16 protein-coding genes are annotated in these 17,578 nt (G+C 74.7%); 9 read left to right on the top strand and 7 right to left on the bottom strand.

The genetic code is table 11. The features are described from left to right. Positions 1-10: 10 nt before the first annotated feature. Both EQG70_RS12260 and EQG70_RS12255 read right to left on the bottom strand, forming a co-directional pair. Positions 11-1,408 (bottom strand): dicarboxylate/amino acid:cation symporter, encoded by a 1,398-nt coding sequence (locus EQG70_RS12260; protein WP_109268684.1) that lies wholly within the window; start codon positions 1,406-1,408, stop codon positions 11-13. Positions 1,409-1,481: 73 nt separating this feature from the next. Next, positions 1,482-3,218 carry a DUF885 domain-containing protein gene (locus EQG70_RS12255; protein WP_172604869.1) on the bottom strand — a complete coding sequence of 579 codons (1,737 nt, stop codon included), beginning with the start codon at positions 3,216-3,218 and terminating at the stop codon, positions 1,482-1,484. A gap of 41 nt (positions 3,219-3,259) precedes the next feature. Here EQG70_RS12255 and EQG70_RS12250 point away from each other — a divergent pair, with 41 nt between their 5' ends. Continuing rightward, positions 3,260-4,513: an MFS transporter gene (locus EQG70_RS12250; protein ID WP_095651399.1), complete on the top strand. Its 1,254-nt coding sequence runs from the start codon at positions 3,260-3,262 to the stop codon at positions 4,511-4,513. An 89-nt stretch (positions 4,514-4,602) separates the two neighbouring features. Here the strand turns inward: EQG70_RS12250 and EQG70_RS12245 are convergent, their stop codons facing one another. From EQG70_RS12245 to EQG70_RS12235, 3 genes are all read right to left on the bottom strand, one after another. Beyond that, entirely contained in the window at positions 4,603-4,833 is a 231-nt protein-coding gene (locus tag EQG70_RS12245; protein ID WP_109243380.1) for an acyl-CoA carboxylase subunit epsilon, read from the bottom strand. Further along, complete coding sequence (locus EQG70_RS12240) at positions 4,830-6,413, bottom strand: acyl-CoA carboxylase subunit beta (protein WP_017833849.1); 1,584 nt, start codon at positions 6,411-6,413, stop codon at positions 4,830-4,832. The genes EQG70_RS12245 and EQG70_RS12240 overlap by 4 nt, the downstream gene beginning before the upstream one ends. Positions 6,414-6,571: 158 nt before the next feature. Next, positions 6,572-6,874: a YciI family protein gene (locus tag EQG70_RS12235; protein WP_109268685.1), complete on the bottom strand. Its 303-nt coding sequence runs from the start codon at positions 6,872-6,874 to the stop codon at positions 6,572-6,574. Between the two features lie 199 nt (positions 6,875-7,073). On the opposite strand from EQG70_RS12235, the gene EQG70_RS12230 reads away from it, so the two are divergent. The 7 genes from EQG70_RS12230 (at position 7,074) to EQG70_RS12200 (ending at position 12,720) form a co-directional block, all read left to right on the top strand. Further along, positions 7,074-7,958, top strand: coding sequence for a biotin--[acetyl-CoA-carboxylase] ligase (locus tag EQG70_RS12230; protein ID WP_167508888.1), 885 nt, complete (start codon positions 7,074-7,076; stop codon positions 7,956-7,958). A gap of 2 nt (positions 7,959-7,960) precedes the next feature. Further along, a complete protein-coding gene (locus tag EQG70_RS12225; RefSeq protein ID WP_109268687.1) occupies positions 7,961-8,641 on the top strand; it encodes a YdbT family protein in 681 nt (226 codons plus the stop codon). A gap of 3 nt (positions 8,642-8,644) precedes the next feature. Beyond that, complete coding sequence (locus tag EQG70_RS12220) at positions 8,645-9,802, top strand: adenylate/guanylate cyclase domain-containing protein (RefSeq protein ID WP_017833845.1); 1,158 nt, start codon at positions 8,645-8,647, stop codon at positions 9,800-9,802. Then, positions 9,799-10,695: a PP2C family protein-serine/threonine phosphatase gene (locus tag EQG70_RS12215; RefSeq protein ID WP_017833844.1), complete on the top strand. Its 897-nt coding sequence runs from the start codon at positions 9,799-9,801 to the stop codon at positions 10,693-10,695. Before EQG70_RS12220 ends, EQG70_RS12215 begins: the two co-directional genes overlap by 4 nt. Positions 10,696-10,785: 90 nt before the next feature. Next, positions 10,786-11,760 carry a hypothetical protein gene (locus EQG70_RS12210; RefSeq protein ID WP_109268688.1) on the top strand — a complete coding sequence of 325 codons (975 nt, stop codon included), beginning with the start codon at positions 10,786-10,788 and terminating at the stop codon, positions 11,758-11,760. 86 nt (positions 11,761-11,846) lie between these two features. Further along, a complete protein-coding gene (locus EQG70_RS12205) occupies positions 11,847-12,221 on the top strand; it encodes an ArsR/SmtB family transcription factor (protein WP_031283191.1) in 375 nt (124 codons plus the stop codon). Position 12,222: 1 nt separating this feature from the next. After that, positions 12,223-12,720, top strand: a complete 498-nt coding sequence (locus EQG70_RS12200) for an SRPBCC family protein (protein WP_035926429.1) — start codon at positions 12,223-12,225, stop codon at positions 12,718-12,720. A 153-nt stretch (positions 12,721-12,873) separates the two neighbouring features. Here the strand turns inward: EQG70_RS12200 and EQG70_RS12195 are convergent, their stop codons facing one another. Then, on the bottom strand, positions 12,874-15,255 hold the full coding sequence (locus EQG70_RS12195; protein WP_109268689.1) for an acyl-CoA dehydrogenase family protein: 2,382 nt from the start codon (positions 15,253-15,255) through the stop codon (positions 12,874-12,876). An 88-nt stretch (positions 15,256-15,343) separates the two neighbouring features. After that, entirely contained in the window at positions 15,344-16,117 is a 774-nt protein-coding gene (locus EQG70_RS12190) for a TetR/AcrR family transcriptional regulator (protein ID WP_017833839.1), read from the bottom strand. A gap of 69 nt (positions 16,118-16,186) precedes the next feature. Between EQG70_RS12190 and EQG70_RS12185 the strand changes: the two genes are divergently transcribed. After that, a complete protein-coding gene (locus EQG70_RS12185; RefSeq protein WP_017833838.1) occupies positions 16,187-17,560 on the top strand; it encodes an acetyl-CoA C-acetyltransferase in 1,374 nt (457 codons plus the stop codon). Positions 17,561-17,578: the final 18 nt, after the last annotated feature.

The raw sequence follows: 17,578 nt of genomic DNA, 5'->3' as shown, positions 1-17,578 counted from the left end.
GCGCCGGGGCTCAGCGGACCCCGGTCGCCGCGGCCTCCTCGGGGGTGGCGCCCTCGGGGGCGGCGTCCTCGGGGACGAAGGGGTCGCCGGAGCGCGGGGCGTCGTAGAGCTCCCGGTCCAGCAGCCCCTCGCGGTGGGCGACGATCGTGGGCACCAGGGCCTGGCCCGCCACGTTGAGCGCGGTGCGGCCCATGTCGATGATCGGGTCCACGGCCAGCAGGAGGCCCACGCCGTCGAGCGGCAGGCCCAGCGTGGACAGCGTCAGGGTGAGCATCACGGTGGCGCCCGTGGTGCCGGCGGTCGCCGCGGAGCCCAGCACGGACACGAGCGCGATGAGCACGTAGTGCGTGACGTCCAGCTCGATCCCGTAGAACTGCGCGACGAACAGGGCGGCGATCGCGGGGTAGACCGCGGCGCAGCCGTCCATCTTGGTGGTGGCCCCGAGCGGCACGGCGAAGGACGCGTAGGCGCGGGGCACGCCGAGGCTGCGCTCGGTGACGCGCTGCGTCAAGGGCATGGTGCCCACCGAGGAGCGGGAGACGAAGCCCAGCTGCACGGCCGGCCACACGCCGGAGAAGTACTGCCGGACGGAGAGCCCGTGCGCCTTGACCAGGGCCGGGTAGACCACGAACGCCACGACCAGCAGGCCGGCGTAGACGGTCGCGACGAACGCCAGGAGCCCGCCCATCGAGGTCCAGCCGTACTCGAACACGGCCCGGCCGATGAGCCCGAGGGTGCCCAGCGGGGCGAGGCGGATGATCCACCAGACCACCTTCTGCACCACGGCGAGCGCGGCCCGGACCACGGCCAGGAAGGGCTCGGCGGGGGCGCCCACCTTCAGTGCCGCGATGCCGACGGCGGCCGAGACCACGAGCACCTGCAGCACGTTGAAGCCGAGGGAGGTCTGGACGGTCTCCGGGTCCACCACGGAGGAGGAGACCTGCAGGCCCAGGAAGTTGGCGGGCACCAGGCCGGTGAGGAAGCCCAGCCACGAGCCCTGCGTCCCGGTGTAGGCCTCGGCGGGCGCGGCCGCGCCGCTGCCGGCGCCGGGCTGGACGACCAGGCCGAGCACCAGGCCGACCGTCACGGCGATCAGGGCCGTGATCCCGAACCACAGCAGCGTCTTCCACGCGAGCCGGGCGGCGTTGGAGACCTCCCGCAGGTTGGCGATCGAGGAGATCACCGCGGTCACGATGAGGGGGACCACGGCGGCCTTGAGCAGGCTGACGTAGCTGGTGCCGATGGTGTCCAGGGCGGTCATCAGCCAGTTGGGGTCCGTGTCGGGGTCGCCGCCCAGGGCGTCGGCCACGGTGCCCAGGACCACGCCCAGGAGGAGGGCGAGCACGATCTGCGGGCCGAAGGAGGTCATCCACCGGGGCAGCCGTCGAGTGCTTTCTGCGGAAATCATGTGGCCACGATAGGGCGCGGGAATATACAACACCGAATGACGGTGACGAAATGTGACGCCGGAATGACGGAGGTCACAGGGCGAGCGCGTACCGCAGGGTGTCCAGGCCCACCGAGCCGACCCGCAGCGCGCGGGTGTGGAAGTCCTTGAGCAGGAACTCCGGGCCCGCCACGGCGCGGGCCGCCTCCCGCGCCTGCTCCCACAGCTGCTGGCCCACCTTGTAGGACGGCGCCTGCCCGGGCCAGCCCATGTAGCGCATCCACTCGAAGCGCAGCATCGGGTCCGCCATCACGATGTTCGAGCGCAGGAACTGCCAGCCGTCCTCGGGCGTCCAGACCTCGCCGGGGCGGGCCCCGCCGAGGGCGTCCCCGAGCTCCGCGGGGATCCGGTAGCCACAGTGGAAGCCGACGTCGAACACCACCCGCGCCGCCCGCAGCCGCTGGGCGTCCAGCATCCCCATCCGGTCCCCGGGGTCCTGCAGGTGGCCCAGCTCGTCCATGAGCCGCTCGGCGTACAGCGCCCAGCCCTCCCCGTGGCCCGAGACCCACACGCCCATCCGCCGCCACCGGTTGAGCTCGCCCGAGTTGGCGAGCGCGGTGGAGAACTGCAGGTGGTGGCCGGGGACGCCCTCGTGGTAGACGGTCGTGGTCTCCTCCCACGTGGTGAAGGTCCGGGTGCCCTCGGGCACGGACCACCACATGCGCCCGGGGCGGGAGAAGTCGGCGCTGGGCATCGAGTACCAGATCCCGCCGTCGTGGGTCGGGGCGATGCGGCACTCGAGCCGGCGCATGGGGCCGGTGAGCTCGAAGTGCGTGTCCGCGAGGGCGTCCACGGCGGCGTCGGAGAGGTCCTGCATCCACGCCTGCAGCGCGTCGGTGCCGTGCAGCTGCCGCGCCGGGTCCGCGTCCAGGGCCGCCATGGCCTCGGCGACCGTGGCGCCGGGGGCGATCCGGCGGGCGAGCTGCTCCTGCTCCGCCACGATCGTGCGCAGCTGCTCCACGCCCCACGCGTAGACCGTGGCCGGGTCCAGGACGGCGCCCAGGAACTCCTGCAGGCGCAGCGTGTACACGTCCGGTCCCACCGCGTCCGTGCGGGGCGCGTCCGCGGCGAGCTCCCTGCCCAGCACGGCGGCGAGGCCCCGGTAGGCGTGCCGCGCCGCCTCGGCCGCCTCCCCGACCTGCTGCCGCAGCGCCTCGGGGACGCGGGGGCTGCGCGCCAGCCGGTCGAAGAAGCCGTGGCGCGCCGCGTAGCCGGTGCACTGCCGGGCCGCGTTGCGCAGCTGCGCCGCGGAGGCCGAGCGGCCGAGGGAGCGGGCGTGCCGCAGGCCCAGGACGTAGGAGTCCACGGCGGCGGGCACGGCGCGCAGCCGGCCGGCGAGGTGCGCCCAGTCCTCGGCGGTGCTCCGGGGCAGGTCGTCGAAGACCTCCCGGATCTCCTGCACCGGGGAGGAGATGTTGTTGACCTCCCAGCCCCGCAGCCCCTCCTCGTGCAGGAGCAGGTCCAGGCCCAGGCGCTCGCGCAGGGCGTGGCCGGTGATCCGGTCGACGTCGTCGACCGGGGCCGCGCGCTCGAGCTCCGCCAGCGTCCGGCGGGCGGCGTCGGCGTGGGCCTCCAGGCCCTCGGGCCCGAAGTCGCGGTACTCGGCCTCGTGCCCGGGGAAGCCGTGCACGGTGGCCTGGGCCGGGTCCAGCTCCATGGCGCACGCGAACCAGCGCTCGGCCACGGCGTCCACGTCCGTGGGCTCGCGCCGCCCCGCGCCGAGGGGTGCGGGGCCGGCGCCGGTCAGGGGGTCGGGCCGTTGATCGGTCATGCACGTCACAGTAGCGCCGGGCGCTCCCTAGACTGCGGAGCATGTCCGCTCCTGCGCCGCGCGCGAACTCCGCGCCCCCCGCGACCGTCCCGGCCGGGCCCTCGGGGACCGCCGGGACCGGGCCCGCCCTGCTCGTGGTGGTCGCGGGGGTGGTGGGCGCCCTGCACGTGTGGAAGCTGGCCCCGGCGCTGCCCGTGCTCTCCGCCGAGCTCGGCCTGAGCCTGGTGCAGGGCGGGTTCCTGCTCTCCACCGTCCAGGTGGCCGGCATGCTGCTGGGCGTGGTGGTGGGTCTGTCCGGGGACCGGATCGGCCTGCGCCGGGGCCTGGTGCTCGGCCTGGGCCTGCTCACCGCGGGCTCCGTGACGGGACTGCTCTCCACGGGGTACGGCCCGCTGCTGGGCTCCCGGGTGCTGGAGGGCGTGGGGTTCATGCTCGTGTCGATCTGCGCCCCGGCCCTGATCCGGCGCACCGTGGCCCCGGCCCGGGTGTCCTTGCTGGTGGGGCTGTGGGGCTGCCACATCCCGGTCGCCGCGGCCCTCTCCCTGCTCCTCGGCGGGCTGCTCAGCGAGGCCCTCGGCTGGCGCACCTGGTGGGCGGCCGCCGCGGCCGGCTCCGCGCTCCTGGGCGTGCTGGTGCTCGCCGTGCTCCCGCCGGACCCGGCCCACACGGTGGTGCACGGGGTGCGGCAGCGCCTCGGGCTGACCCTGCGCGCACCGGGGCCGTGGCTCGTGGCCGCGGTCTTCGGGCTCTACACCGCCCAGTGGAACGGGGTGGTGCAGTTCCTGCCCTCCATGTACGCCGAGGCCGGGATCGCGGCGGGCGCCGCCGCGGGGCTCAGCGCGCTCGCCGCGGGGGTCAACGTGGTGGGCAACCTCGGCGCGGGCCGGGCCCTGCATCGCGGGGTGCGCCCCGTGGTGCTGTGGTGCACGGGCTTCGCCGTGCTGGGCCTGGCCGCCGTGGTCGCGTTCGGGATCGCCCCGCTGCTGGACGAGGGCGTGCGCTTCGGCGCCCGGTACGGCGCGGTCCTGGTGTTCTCCGCGGTGGGGGGAGTGGTGCCGACCACGGCGATCGCCAGCCTCATGCGCGTCGCGCCCACCCCCACCACGGTGGCCACCACGCTGGGCCTGGGCCAGCAGTTCAACGCCCTGGGCCAGTTCGCCGGCCCGCCCGCGGTCGCCTCGGTCGCGCAGGCGACCGGCTCCTGGGACCTGACGTGGGCGGTGACGGCGGTGCTCGCCCTGGCGGGCATCGCGGTGGCGCTCGTCGTCTCCCGGCGGATCCCCCGGGAGCCGTGACCGGGCGCCACCCGGGGCACGGCGTGCGGGTCACTCCTCCGGCCCGGTCACTCCTCCGGCCGGGTCCGCCGCCACGCGCCGCGGCCCGGTCACTCCTCCGGCCGGGTCCGCCGCCACGCGCCGCGGCCCGGGCGCAGCTTCAGGCCCAGCCGCATCCGGCGGAACTGGTCCCGGCGCCCCGGGGAGCCCTTCGCGTCCTCCTCGCCCGCGTGCCGGCGCGCGAGCAGGACGGCCGTGACGGCGGCGACCTCCTCCGGCGTGGGGCTGCCGGCCGTGAAGCGCAGGGACGGGGTGCCCTCGGCGGGCTCACGGAGGGTCACAGCGGGATGTTCCCGTGCTTCTTGGTGGGCATCGACGCCCGCTTGTCGCGCAGGGCCCGCAGGGCCTTGAGCACCTGCACCCGGGTCTCGGACGGGGAGATCACCGCGTCCACGTAGCCCAGCTCGGCGGCCTGGTAGGGGTTGAGCAGGCTCTCCTCGTACTTGCGCACCAGCTCGGCGCGCAGCGCCTCGACGTCCTCGTCGTTGTCCGCGGCGGCCTTGAGGTCCCGGCGGTAGAGGATCTCCACGGCGCCCTGGGCGCCCATCACACCGATCTGCGCGGTGGGCCAGGCCAGGTTGACGTCCGCGCCGAGCTTCTTGGAGCCCATCACGATGTAGGCCCCGCCATAGGCCTTGCGGGTGATCAGGGTGACCAGCGGGACGGTCGCCTCGGCGTAGGCGTAGAGCAGCTTGGCGCCGCGCCGGATGATGCCGTTGAACTCCTGATCGGTGCCGGGCAGGAACCCGGGCACGTCCACGAGGGTGAGGATCGGGACGTTGAACGCGTCGCAGTGGCGCACGAACCGGGCCGCCTTCTCGGAGGCCGCGATGTCCAGGGTGCCGGCGAACTGCATGGGCTGGTTCGCCACGACGCCCACGGTGTGCCCCTCGACCCGGGCGTAGCCGATCATCACGTTGGGGGCGTAGAGGGCCTGCATCTCCAGGAAGTGCCCGTCGTCGACGATCGCCTCGACCACCGCGCGCATGTCGTAGGGCTGGTTCGCGGAGTCGGGGACCAGCACGTCCAGGGCGAGGTCCTGGTCGGTGACCTCGTCCTCCTGGTCGTGGTCCACCAGGGGTGCCTCCTGCAGGTTGTTCGCCGGCAGGAACTCGAGCAGCTCGTGCACGAAGTCCAGCGCGTCCTGCTCGTCCTCGGCGAGGTACGTGGCCGTGCCGGTCGTCGCGTTGTGCTGGCGCGCCCCGCCCAGCGTCTCCATGTCCACCGTCTCGCCCGTGACCGTCTTGATGACGTCCGGGCCGGTGATGAACATGTGCGAGGTCTTGTCGACCATCACGATGTAGTCGGTCAGGGCGGGGGAGTAGGCCGCCCCGCCCGCGCACGGGCCCATGATCAGCGAGATCTGCGGGACCACCCCGGAGGAGCGGACGTTCATGTTGAAGATGTCCGCGAACATGGCCAGGGAGGCCACGCCCTCCTGGATCCGCGCCCCGCCGCCGTCGTTGATCCCGATGACCGGGCAGCCGTTGCGCAGGGCGAACTTCTGGACCTTGACGATCTTCTCCCCGTTGACCTGGGACAGCGACCCGCCGAAGACCGCGAAGTCCTGGGAGTAGACCGCCACCAGGCGCCCGTCCACCGTGCCGTAGCCGCTGACCACGCCGTCGCCGGGCAGCTTCTTCGACGCCATCCCGAAGGCGGTCGAGCGGTGGGTCGCGAGGGCGTCGAACTCCACGAACGAGTCCTCGTCCAGGAGCATCTCCACGCGCTCGCGGGCGGTGTTCTTCCCGCGGGCGTGCTGCTTCTCGACCGCCGCCTGCCCCGCGGGCACCTCGGAGCGGGCCCTGCGGTCGTGGAAGTCGGCGATCTTGCCGGCGGTGGTCGTCAGGTCGTGGGTCACAGGCACCTCGTGGTCTGGTACGCGGCCGGCCCGGCGGGCCGATCGGTCCGGTCCGGGGTGGTCAGGGGACCTGCTCACTCTAGTCCGCGGCCGCGGGGGCCTCCGTTGTAGAACTCCTACAAAATCCGTGCCCGGGTCCGGGGGACACGGGACGGTGCTCAGCCGACGCTGCCGAGGACCACCTTCCAGGGGCGGACGGTCCGCTCGGTGACCACCCCGTGGCGCACCAGCGGGTCCTCGTCGGTGAGCCGCTCCACCGCCCCGGCGTCCTCGGCGGCCAAGACCAGCAGCGCGCCGGGCGCGCCGTCGTCGTCGAAGGGACCGGACGCGAGCAGGTGCCCCTGCTCCACGAGCCCGCCGAGGTACTGGCGGTGCTCCGGCCGGCGCGCGGCCAGGACGTCGGCGGGCCCGCCGTAGACGTAGGTGACGGCGAAGGTCGTGCGGTTCTCGGCTGCGCTCACGGTGGCTCTCCCGGGGGTCGTGCCGCGGCCCCGCCCGGCCGGACGGGACCGTCCAGCCGGTTCCCGGGGAACGGGGCTACTACTGTGGATGTGGTCCGAACACTACGCGGACGGCGCCCGGCCGGACAGCACCGACCGCCCCGGCCCGTGCGGACCCGCCCGTGACGACCGACCCGTGACGACCGACCCGAGGAGCACCGTGCCCGACCCCTGCGCCGCCGACCTGCGCGAGCCCGCCCTGCTCGCGGCCCTGGCGGGCCTCGGCCTGGGGCGGATCGACGTCCTCGACGAGGTCGGCTCCACGAACGAGCACCTGACGGCCGCCGTCACCCGGCAGGCGCGCGGGCCCCGCCCGGACCGGCCGTGGACCGACCTGTCCCTCGTGCTCACCGGCCACCAGAGCGCCGGGCGCGGCCGGCTGGACCGGGTGTGGACCACCGAGCCCGGCACCGCGCTGACCTTCAGCCTCCTGCTGCGCCCGGCCGACGCGCGCGGCCGCCCGCTGCCCACCCAGCACTTCCCGTGGCTGACCCTGCTGATGGCCGCGGCCGTCGTCGACGCCCTGGACGGGCTCGCGGCGGCCGGCGCACGGATCAAGTGGCCCAACGACGTCCTGGTGGACGGGCGCAAGGCGGCCGGCCTGCTCGCAGGTCTCGTGCTGGACGGGCAGCACCCGCCGGCGGTGGTCCTGGGCACGGGCATCAACGTCGCCCAGCAGGAGCTGCCCGTGGACACGGCCACGTCCGTCCGGCGCGCCACCGGCCGCGAGGTCGAGCGCGCCGCCGTCCTGCGGGCCGTGCTGGGCGCGTTCGTCCCCGTCTACCTGCAGTTCTGCGCGGACCCGGAGGCCGCCGTGGGCCCGGGCGGGCCGCTGCGCGCCCGGATCACCGAGCGGATGGAGACCATCGGCCGCCCGGTGCGCGCCGAGCTGCCCGGCGGGGCCGCCCCCGTCACGGGCACCGCGACGGGCCTCGGCGAGCACGGGGGCCTCCTGGTGCGCGAGGACGGCGGCGCCGAGCGCGAGGTGACGGCGGGCGACGTGGTGCACCTGCGCCCGGCCCCGGACCCCCCCGGGACGGCCTGAGCGTGCCCGCCCGTCCCGCCCTGCAGCCCGGGGAGCGCGTGCTCGTGTCCACACGGGCCCACGGCGCCCGGCTGACCCGGCCCTTCCTGGTGCTGCTGCTCACGGTGTTCACGCTCTCCTTCGCCCAGCGGGCCCTCGAGCTGCGCTGGCGCCCCGTGGCGGAGCCGTGGACCACGGTGCACGCCGGGGTGGAGCTCACCCTGCTCGTCGCGGCCGGCTGGGTGGTGCTCCGCAGCTGCCTGCGCCCGCTGGTGCGGTGGTGGCGCACCCGCTACGTGCTCACCACCCGCCACCTCGTGCTGCTGCGCCCCGGCGGTGCCCGCAGGACCGTGTCGCTGCCCCTGCAGCAGCTGCGACGGGTCTCGGTGGAGCGCCGGCGCGGTCCGGCCCTGGGCCGGCACGACGGGCGCGTCGTGGCGGACTTCGGGCCCTTCGGCGGCCTGCGCCTGGAGCACGCCCCGGAGGCGCAGCGCCTGGCCGGGCTGATCCGCCGGGCCGCCGAGGACGAGTGGGCGGCGGGCGGCGGCGCCGGCCGGGCGGGGGATCCCGGTCCCGGTGGGGGTGCGCCGTGGCTCCGTCCCACTAGAGTGGACCGCGACGCGGTCGTGGCACCACGCCCAGGTCCGTCCGGCGCCCCGCGCCGACCGTGGAGCCGGCGGGCCGTCCACCAGGAACAGGAGTGACGTGTGGCGAGTGAGGACCCGGAGAACCAGGGCGAGCCGGAGCTCGGCCCCCAGACGGCACAGCTGAACCTGAACCTGCACAACCCCGTCCAGGCCAACCTGTACCGCTCGGACGAGTCCAAGGCCGCCGTGCAGGCCCTCGAGCAGACCCTCCTGGGCTCCGAGCGCGACCTGCGCCGCCGGGAGGCCGCGCGCCGGGGCGGGCTGTCCCTGCTGTCCGCACGGAAGGTGTGGCGGGCCCTGGGCTTCCCGAACCTCACCGACGACGACCTCTGGTTCACCGAGCAGGACTCCGAGGCCCTCCGGGTGCTGTCCACCATGGTCCTCGAGGAGAAGGTCACCGAGGAGGCGGCGCTGTCCCTGGTGCGCTCGATCGGGCAGATGACCGACCGCATGGTCGTGTGGCAGGTCGAGGCGCTCGTCGAGGACATGGTCGTCCACCGGGGCATGACCGACGCCGCCGCCCGGCGGCAGCTGCTGCACCTGCTGCCCGACCTCATCGACGCGATCGAGAACCTCCTCGTCTACTCGTGGCGGCGGCAGATGAACGCCGCCGTGCAGCGGCTCGCGATGCGCGTGGAGCGCCCGGACGGCTCGACCGCCACCGGCCCCACGTCCGACGACGGGGCGTCCGCCGTCCTCCCGCTCGCGCGCGGGGTGGGCTTCGCGGACCTGGTCTCCTACACCTCGCTGTCCCGGCAGATGAACGAACGGACCCTGGCGAACCTCGTGCAGCGCTTCGAGAACCGCTGCGCGGAGGTGATCGCCGTGGGCGGCGGCCGGCTCATCAAGACCATCGGGGACGAGGTCATGTTCCTCGCCGAGACCCCCGAGGGCGGGGCCCAGATCTCCCTGGCCCTGGCCCGCGCCATCCGCGACGACCCCGAGCTGCCGCAGGCGCGCGTGGCCTTCGTCTGGGGGCGCGTGCTGCCGCGGCTCGGGGACATCTACGGGCCCACGGTGAACCTCGCCTCCCGGCTCGTGTCGCTGACCGAGCCGGGCTCCGTGCTCGTGGACGCCTCGACCGCCGCGGTGCTCTCCGGCGACGACCGCTTCATCCTCCTGCCGCAGCCCACCCGCAACGTGCGGGGCTTCGGCGACGTCCAGCCCGTCGCGCTCTCCCAGGGCGCCGGTCCCGGGCTGGAGGTCGACTTCGAATGAGCGCACCCCTCGTCATCCGCGCGGGCGCGTCCACGGACCGGGGCCTGCGCCGGGAGTCCAACGAGGACGCCCTGGTGGTCACGGCCGCGATGTGCGCCGTGGCGGACGGGATGGGCGGGCACGAGGCCGGTGAGGTGGCCAGCGCCCTGTGCGTGCGCACCCTCGGGGCATCCCCCCTGTTCCAGCTGGAGGACTTCCGCTCCTTCGAGGTCCTCGAGCCGGAGCCGCCCCGGGACATCGCCCGGTTCCGCGCCGTCGTGGAGCGCGAGCTGCGGCTGGACCCGGAGATCCCCGAGGACGCGATCGAGGCTGTCCGCCGGGTCCGCTCCGTGCTGTGGCAGGCGGACCAGCACATCCAGCACGCGGTCGAGGGCCGGGCGGGCACCACCGTCACCGGCGTGTGGCTGCTGCGCATCGACGGGCGCATGCTGTGGGTCGTGTTCAACACGGGCGACTCCCGGACCTACCGGCTGGTCTCGCCCCAGCCCGGGGGGCGGGCCGGCGAGGGCGAGGGCGGGCCGCGGATCGAGCAGCTGACCGTGGACCACTCCGAGGTGCAGTACCTCGTGTCGATCGGGCAGCTCACCGCCTCCCAGGCGCTCGTGCACCCGCGCCGCAACGTGATCACCCGCGCCCTGGGCACCGGCCAGGTGTGGGAGCCGGACGTGTGGGTGCTCCCGGCCCGGCACGGGGACCGGCTGATGCTGTGCTCGGACGGGCTGACCAACGAGCTGAGCCCCGCCCACATGGCCCGGGTGCTCGCCTCGGTGCCCCACCCGAAGGAGGCGGCCGACGTCCTGCTGCAGGCCGCGCTGCGCACCGGGGGGCGGGACAACGTCACCGTGATCGTGGCCGACGCCGTGCGGCCGGGGGAGTACGCCCCCGGCTTCTGAGCCGCATGCACGCCGCGTCCCCCGAAGTGGGGGGCATCATGATCCGTCACAACGGCACCGCTCCCACCAGGCCTGTTTACCTTTGAGAACATGGTTCTCTCGCGCCGCTCGTTCGTTCTCTCCGGCCTGGTGCTCGCCGCCTCCGGGGCCTTCGGGGGCGCCCTGGCGGAGCCCTCCGCCGGCCGGCGGCCGTTCGTGCTGTGGGGCTCCTCCTCGGCGGCGAGCGCCCTCCACCGGGACCGCCCGCGGGGCTTCCCCGCGGTGCGCATCGACGACCTGCTCTCGCAGCTGCTGGAGGTGCCCGGGACCTCGCGCGCGGTCAGCGGCGACCGGTCGTGGCAGACCCTGGCGATGCGCAGCAGCGCCCACCCCTACCTGCCCCGGCTGGGCTCCGGCTACGGGGTGGGGCGGATCCCGGCCCACGGGCCGCTGGTCGTGCCCACCGTGGACGGCCGGGTGCCCAGCGTCCACCTCGCGATCCCGGGCACCGTCTCCGGTCTGCCGTGCACGATCCAGGCCGTGGGGCGGGACGAGGGGGACGTGGTGCTGCGCCGGGCGGTCCCGGGGGCCGAGCTCGAGGTGGCGCCCGCGTCGGAGGCCCGCTGGCGCACGGCGCTGGAGGGGGAGCACCGGGGCCACGTCCACCTGCTGTGGACGGGCAAGAACAACATCGAGGACCCGGACCAGGTGCTCTCCGACACCCGTGCCGCGTGGGGGGTCGAGCCGGGCACGTCCGTGGTGATGGGCCACTGGCACACCGCGGCCGACCGTCCCGGCACCGCGGGGTGGGAGGAGGTGCGCGCGGTGAACGCGGCCCTCCGGGCCGAGTACGGCGACCGGTTCTACGACACCATGGCCGATCTGCGCGATCCCGGTCTCTGGTCCCTGGCGGCGCTGCGGGCCCACCGGATCGGGGCCTCGCCCGCGGACCGCCGGTGGCTGGGCCTGGGGCTGCCCCCGCGCTCGGTGGTCGCCGCGGACCGCCGGCACCTGAACGCGCTGGGCAACACGATCGTGGCCCATGGTCTGCACCGCCACCTGACCGGCGCGGCGGGTCTCTACTGAGCGCTGCGCGGCCCCGGAGGTCACACCCGGGTCCCGGGGCCCGGACCTCTTGCGCCGGAGCACCGGGCGCCCTAACATACAACCAAATGGTTGTACGAAATGAGCTGACGGACGACGAGGTCGACCGCATCTTCCAGGCCCTCGCGGACTCGACGCGACGGGACATCGTGGTGCGGGTGCTGCGGCAGGAGCAGTCGGTCTCCGCGCTGGCCGCGCACTACCGGATGAGCTTCGCCGCCGTGCAGAAGCACGTGGCGGTGCTCGAGCGGGCCTCGCTGGTCACCAAGGAGCGGCGCGGCCGGGAGCAGGTGGTGCACGCCGGGGTGGCCACGCTGCGCCGGGCGGCGGCGCTGCTGGCGGACTACGAGCAGATCTGGCGCGGGCGGGCCCGCGCCATCGAGGACCTCCTCGCCGAGGAGACGCCCCCGGGGGACCCGGGGCCCAGGAGGAAGGGAGCATGACATGCCGGTCATCGACGTGCACAAGGACACCGAGGCACTGACCCTGACGTTCGTCGCGGAGTTCGCCGCGGACGTCGAGCGGGTCTGGGAGGTCTGGGCCGACCCGCGCCAGCTCGAGCGCTGGTGGGGCCCTCCCGAGTGGCCCGCCACCTTCGAGGAGCACGAGCTCGCCGAGGGAGGGCGGTGCCGCTACTACATGACCGGCCCCGACGGGGAGAAGGCCCGGGGCTGGTGGACGGTCACCGCCGTGGACGCCCCGCACCGGCTGGAGTTCGACGACGGCTTCGCGAGCGAGGACGGCGAGCCCGACCCCGCGCTGGGGGCCACCCACGGCGTCGTGACGTTCGAGGCCGTCGACGGCGGGACGCGGATGACCACGGTCTCGACCTTCGAGAGCGCGGACCAGCTGGAGCAGATGTCCGCGATGGGCATGGAGGAGGGCATGCGGGAGGCCATGGGCCAGATCGACGGCCTCCTCGCCGGCGCCGTCCCCCGCTGAGCCGCCGGGGTCCCGGCCGCCGACGGCGCAGCCCTCCCCGGTCCTCGCCCGCGCCGCGGGACCGGACGACGACGCCGCCCCGGGGCCTCCGGGGCGGCGTCGTCACCGCCGGGCCCGCCTGCGGTGACGGCGTGCGACGGCGGGCCCGACCGGTCAGGCGTCCTGGGTCACGGCAGCGCCCTCGGCCGGCGCGGTGCCGGAGGCGGGCTCACGGCCCTCCGCCGGCTCCCGGCCCTCCGCGGACCTGCGGCCCGGCTCGGCCGCCCGCTGCGCGGACGCCGCGGCCCGCTGCGCTGCCTTCTTCAACGGCTTCAGCTCGAGCCGGCGCTCGTGCTTGCGCTCCGCCCGGCGCTCCGTGCGCCGCTCGGCCTGCTTCTCGGCGCGGCGCTCCCGCTTCGCCTCCTCCGGGGCCTTCTCGCCCGGTGCCCCGGCGGCGGGCGTGGCGGTCTCCCGGCGCGGGGCGCGCTCCTTGACCGGCGCGCTGCCCGAGGCGCGCAGCCGCCGGTAGTGCTCGGCCGCCTCCTCCTGGCGCCGGGCCTCGATCCCCGTGGCGATCTCGGCCCGCAGGTGCTCCGGCTCGAGCTCGAACGCGGCCACGAGGTCGAGGGCGTGCGGGCGCAGGCGGGCGAGCAGCCGGTCGATGTACTCGTCGAGGCTGCGCCCGCGCCGCATGGACAGCCGGCCGTAGGAGAGGTACCACGCGAGGTTCTTCTCGATGAGCCGCAGCCCGAAGACGTCGCGCAGCCAGGTGAGCACGGTGCGGGTGCCCGGGTCCGCGACCTGCTCCAGGCCGCGGGTGAAGGCCTCCCACTGCAGCAGCTCCGCGTGGGCGCGCGCCGCGGCGATGATCTTGTGCTGGTTCTCGTTGAACAGCGCCGCGGCCTCCGCGCGGGGGAGCTTGGCGCTGGGCCGCAGGTTCTCCGCGATCTCGGCCACCATGGTCTGCACCCGGTCCGTGAGCAGCGCGCGCTGCGCCGACTCCTCGCGCAGGGCGTTGACCGAGCGGCGCACGTCCCCGGTATCCCGGAAGGCCTGGCCGAGCTTGCGCAGCCCCGACCGGTGGTAGGTGGCCTCGGTGGCCCGGCCGGCCACATAGCGGGCCATCACGCCCACGTCGACGTGCTTGAACTCGTCCGCCCAGTCGGAGAGCAGCCGCTTGGCCACGAGCTGCAGCAGCACCGTGTTGTCGCCCTCGAACGTCGCGTAGACGTCCAGGTCGTGGCGCAGGGAGGTGAGCCGGTTCTTGGTCAGGAACCCCGCCCCGCCGCAGGCCTCGCGGCACTCCTGGAGGGTGTCGAGGGCGCTCCAGGTGGACAGCGCCTTCAGGGCCGCGGCGAGCGTCTCGAGGTCCTGCCGGTTCTCGTCGGTGTCCTCGCGGCCGGAGAAGACGTCGTCGTACTTGTGCAGCAGCTCCTGGTGGGCGAAGTGCATGGCGTAGGTCTCCGCCAGCCGCGGCAGCAGCCGCCGCTGGTGCTGCTGGTAGTCCAGCAGCACCTCCTCCTGGACGTCGGAGGACGCGTTGAACTGCCGGCGCTCGCTGCCGTAGCGGATCGCGATGCTCAGCGCGGCCTTGTTCGCCAGGACGGCCGCGCCGTCGAGGGAGACCCGGCCCTGCACCAGGGTGCCGATCATCGTGAAGAACCGGCGGCCCGGGCTCGCAATGGGCGAGCTGTAGGTGCCGTCCGGAGCCACAGCCCCGTACTTGTCCAGCAGGTGCGTGCGCGGGACCCGCACCCGGGTGAAGTGCAGCCGCCCGTTGTCGATCCCGTTGAGCCCGCCCTTGTGGCCGTCGTCCTCGCCGCCCACGCCGGGCAGGAAGTTCCCGTCCGCGTCCCGCAGGTCCACCCAGAACGCGTGCACGCCGTGGTTCACGCCGAGCGTCACCAGCTGGGCGAAGACCACGGCGGCGCGCCCGTGCACGGCGGCGTTGCCGAGGTAGTCCTTCCACGCCGCCGTGAAGGGGGTGTGGATCTCGAACTCCTCCGTGGCGGGGTCGTACGTGGCGGTGGTGCCGATCGAGGCGACGTCGGAGCCGTGGCCGATCTCGGTCATCGCGAACACGCCCGGGATCTTCAGGTCCCGGATGTCCGCGAGCCAGCGCCGGTGGTGCTCCTCGGTGCCGAGGTTGAGCACCGCGGAGCCGAACAGGCCCCACTGCACCCCGGCCTTGATCTGCATCGAGGGGTCCCCGAGCAGCAGCTCCTCGAAGCCCGAGACGTTGCCGCCCGGGTCGTTGTGCCCGCCGTACTCCTCCGGCAGCCCGCGGCTCATCGCCCCGTGCTCCACCAGCAGGTGCAGCTGGCCCAGGACCCGCTCGCGGTGCTCGTGGTGGGTGAGGCCCGGCTGCTGGTGCAGCCGCTCGTCGAGCAGCATCCGGCGGGTCTCGCGCCGGACCTCGGCCCAGCGCCCGAGCAGCACCTCGCCGAGGGCGGCGACGTCCACGGCGGGCCCCGGGAGCCCGGCGCCGTCCGCGGTGGCGGGCCCGGCGGCGGAGCCGGCTGCGGCGGTGGTCGGTCGGTCGATGGTGGTGGTCATGTTCGCTCCTGTCGTGGGTGACCGGCGGTGGCCGGTGCGGTCACGGGGTGGTGGGGCCGGCCGGGGTCCGTGCCGGCCCGGGCGGTGGTCAGGTCGAGGGGGGCTCCGGCACGGGTGCGCCGGGCGGGCGCAGGCCGTCGACGGCCCAGCCCACGATCAGCTCCGTCATCCGCTCGCGGGACGGTCGCCGCGTGCCCTCGGGGGTGTTCATCCAGGCCTCGCCGGCGCCGCGGACCATGCCGATCGTGGACGCGGCCCAGTAGCTGAGCACCGGCTCCTCGAGCCGGCGCTCGGCGGGGGTGTGGTGCACGTGGGCCTCCGCGAGCAGCCCGCTGACGGACTCGGCGAACTCCTGGATCAGCCAGCGCTCGCCGCCGTCCCCGGCCGGGGCGTCCTCCTTGCCGGAGCGCTCGCCGCGGGCCCGCTCGGCCCGGTGCCGGTCGTGCCGCGAGCGCCCGGGGTCGGGGGAGAGGGCCACGACGAAGCGGTACACCGACGCCGAGCGCTCGATGCTGAGCAGGTACTCCGCGACCATCGCCTCGACCGAGTCCTCGAAGGAGCCGGCCGCGCGGGCCGCCTCCTCGAGCCGGTCGCGCATCCGCGTCACGGTGTACTCGCCGACCGCCCGCTGCAGTCCCGCCTTGTCCCCGAAGTACCGGTAGTAGACGGACTTGGAGGTCTGGCACGCGGTGGCGATCTCCTCCATGGACGCCTGCGCGCCGAGCTCGTCCACGGCGCTGCGCGCCGTGCGGATGAGCTCGATCCGGCGCTGCGCGCGGTGCCGGGCCCAGCGGGAGGAGCGTCCGTCCGTGGCGGGCGTGCCGCCCGGGGCGGCGGAGTCAGTGGCGTCGACCTGTTTCACGATACCCAGAGTATCAGGTATTGTCTTTCGTGACGTGATCATCATCACAACACCACCGAGGAGTTACCTGTGAGCGAGTCCACCCCCGAGCAGACCGTCGAGCCCACCGCCGAGCACACGACCCCCAGCGGCGCCGGACGCACCGGCGTGGCCCGCCGTGCGGTCGTGATCGGCGCCAACCGCATCCCCTTCGCCCGGGCGCACGGCGCCTACGCCAACGCCGGCAACCAGGACATGCTCACCGCCGCCCTGGACGGGCTGGCCGCCCGCTACGGCCTCGCCGGGGAGCGGATCGGCGAGGTCGCCGCCGGCGCCGTGCTCAAGCACCCCAAGGACTTCAACCTCACGCGCGAGTCCGTGCTCGGCTCGGTCCTGGACCCCCGCACCCCGGCCTTCGACGTGCAGCAGGCCTGCGCCACCGGCATGGAGGCCGTCTCCACGCTGGTCAACAAGATCCGGCTCGGCCAGATCGACTCGGCCGTCGCCGGCGGCGTCGACTCCGCCTCGGACGCGCCCGTCGTGGTGAGCGAGCGGCTGCGCCGGAGCCTGCTCGAGCTCAACCGGGCCAAGAGCACCCCGCAGAAGCTCAAGGCCCTCGCGGGCCTGCGCCCGGCCGACCTCAAACCGGTGGCCCCCGGCACGGGGGAGCCGCGCACGGGGCTGTCCATGGGCGAGCACCAGGCCCTCACCACCGCCCGCTGGGGGATCTCCCGCGAGGCCCAGGACGAGCTCGCCGCCGCGAGCCACCGCAACCTGGCGGCCGCCTACGAGCGCGGGTTCTTCGACGACCTCGTCACCTCCTTCCGCGGCCTGTCCCGGGACAACAACCTCCGCCCGGACAGCACGGTCGAGAAGCTCGCCGGGCTCAAGCCGGTCTTCGGGAAGTCCCTCGACGCCGGGGCCACCATGACGGCGGGCAACTCCACGCCCCTCACCGACGGCGCCTCCACCGTGCTGCTCGCCTCCGAGGACTGGGCCGCGGAGCGCTCCCTGCCCGTGCTCGCCGACGTCGTGGACGTCGAGGCGGCCGCCGTCGACTTCGTGCACGGCGACGAGGGCCTGCTGATGGCCGGCGCCTACGCCGTGCCCCGCCTGCTGGCCCGCCAGGGCCTGGCGCTCGAGGACTTCGACTTCGTCGAGATCCACGAGGCGTTCGCCGCGACCGTGCTCGCGACCCTCGCCGCGTGGGAGGACGAGCAGTTCGGCCGCGAGCGGCTGGGCCTGGACGGCGCCTTCGGCACCGTGGACCGCAGCCGGCTCAACGTCACGGGCTCCTCGCTCGCGGCCGGGCACCCGTTCGCCGCGACCGGCGGGCGCATCGTCGGCACCCTCGCCAAGCTCCTGCGCGAGCGCGCCGACGAGACCGGCCGCCCCGCCCGCGGGCTCATCTCGGTGTGCGCCGCCGGCGGCCTGGGCGTCACCGCGGTCCTCGAGGCCCGCTGAGCCCGCGCCCCCGACACC

Source organism: Kocuria rosea (assembly GCF_006094695.1).
In the GTDB taxonomy this organism is placed as follows: domain Bacteria; phylum Actinomycetota; class Actinomycetes; order Actinomycetales; family Micrococcaceae; genus Kocuria; species Kocuria rosea.
Note: the sequence above shows the minus strand (reverse complement) of the source record. Positions and strands in the feature narration are given on the sequence as shown.

What these genes read in the sequence shown, in the direction of transcription:
- EQG70_RS12260 (WP_109268684.1), bottom strand. Translation starts at nt 1,408, where the DNA reads ATGATTTCCGCAGAAAGCACTCGACGGCTGCCCCGGTGGATGACCTCC.
- EQG70_RS12255 (WP_172604869.1), bottom strand. Translation starts at nt 3,218, where the DNA reads ATGACCGATCAACGGCCCGACCCCCTGACCGGCGCCGGCCCCGCACCC.
- EQG70_RS12250 (WP_095651399.1), top strand. Translation starts at nt 3,260, where the DNA reads ATGTCCGCTCCTGCGCCGCGCGCGAACTCCGCGCCCCCCGCGACCGTC.
- EQG70_RS12215 (WP_017833844.1), top strand. Translation starts at nt 9,799, where the DNA reads ATGAGCGCACCCCTCGTCATCCGCGCGGGCGCGTCCACGGACCGGGGC.
- EQG70_RS12210 (WP_109268688.1), top strand. Translation starts at nt 10,786, where the DNA reads ATGGTTCTCTCGCGCCGCTCGTTCGTTCTCTCCGGCCTGGTGCTCGCC.
- EQG70_RS12205 (WP_031283191.1), top strand. Translation starts at nt 11,847, where the DNA reads ATGGTTGTACGAAATGAGCTGACGGACGACGAGGTCGACCGCATCTTC.
- EQG70_RS12200 (WP_035926429.1), top strand. Translation starts at nt 12,223, where the DNA reads ATGCCGGTCATCGACGTGCACAAGGACACCGAGGCACTGACCCTGACG.
- EQG70_RS12195 (WP_109268689.1), bottom strand. Translation starts at nt 15,255, where the DNA reads ATGACCACCACCATCGACCGACCGACCACCGCCGCAGCCGGCTCCGCC.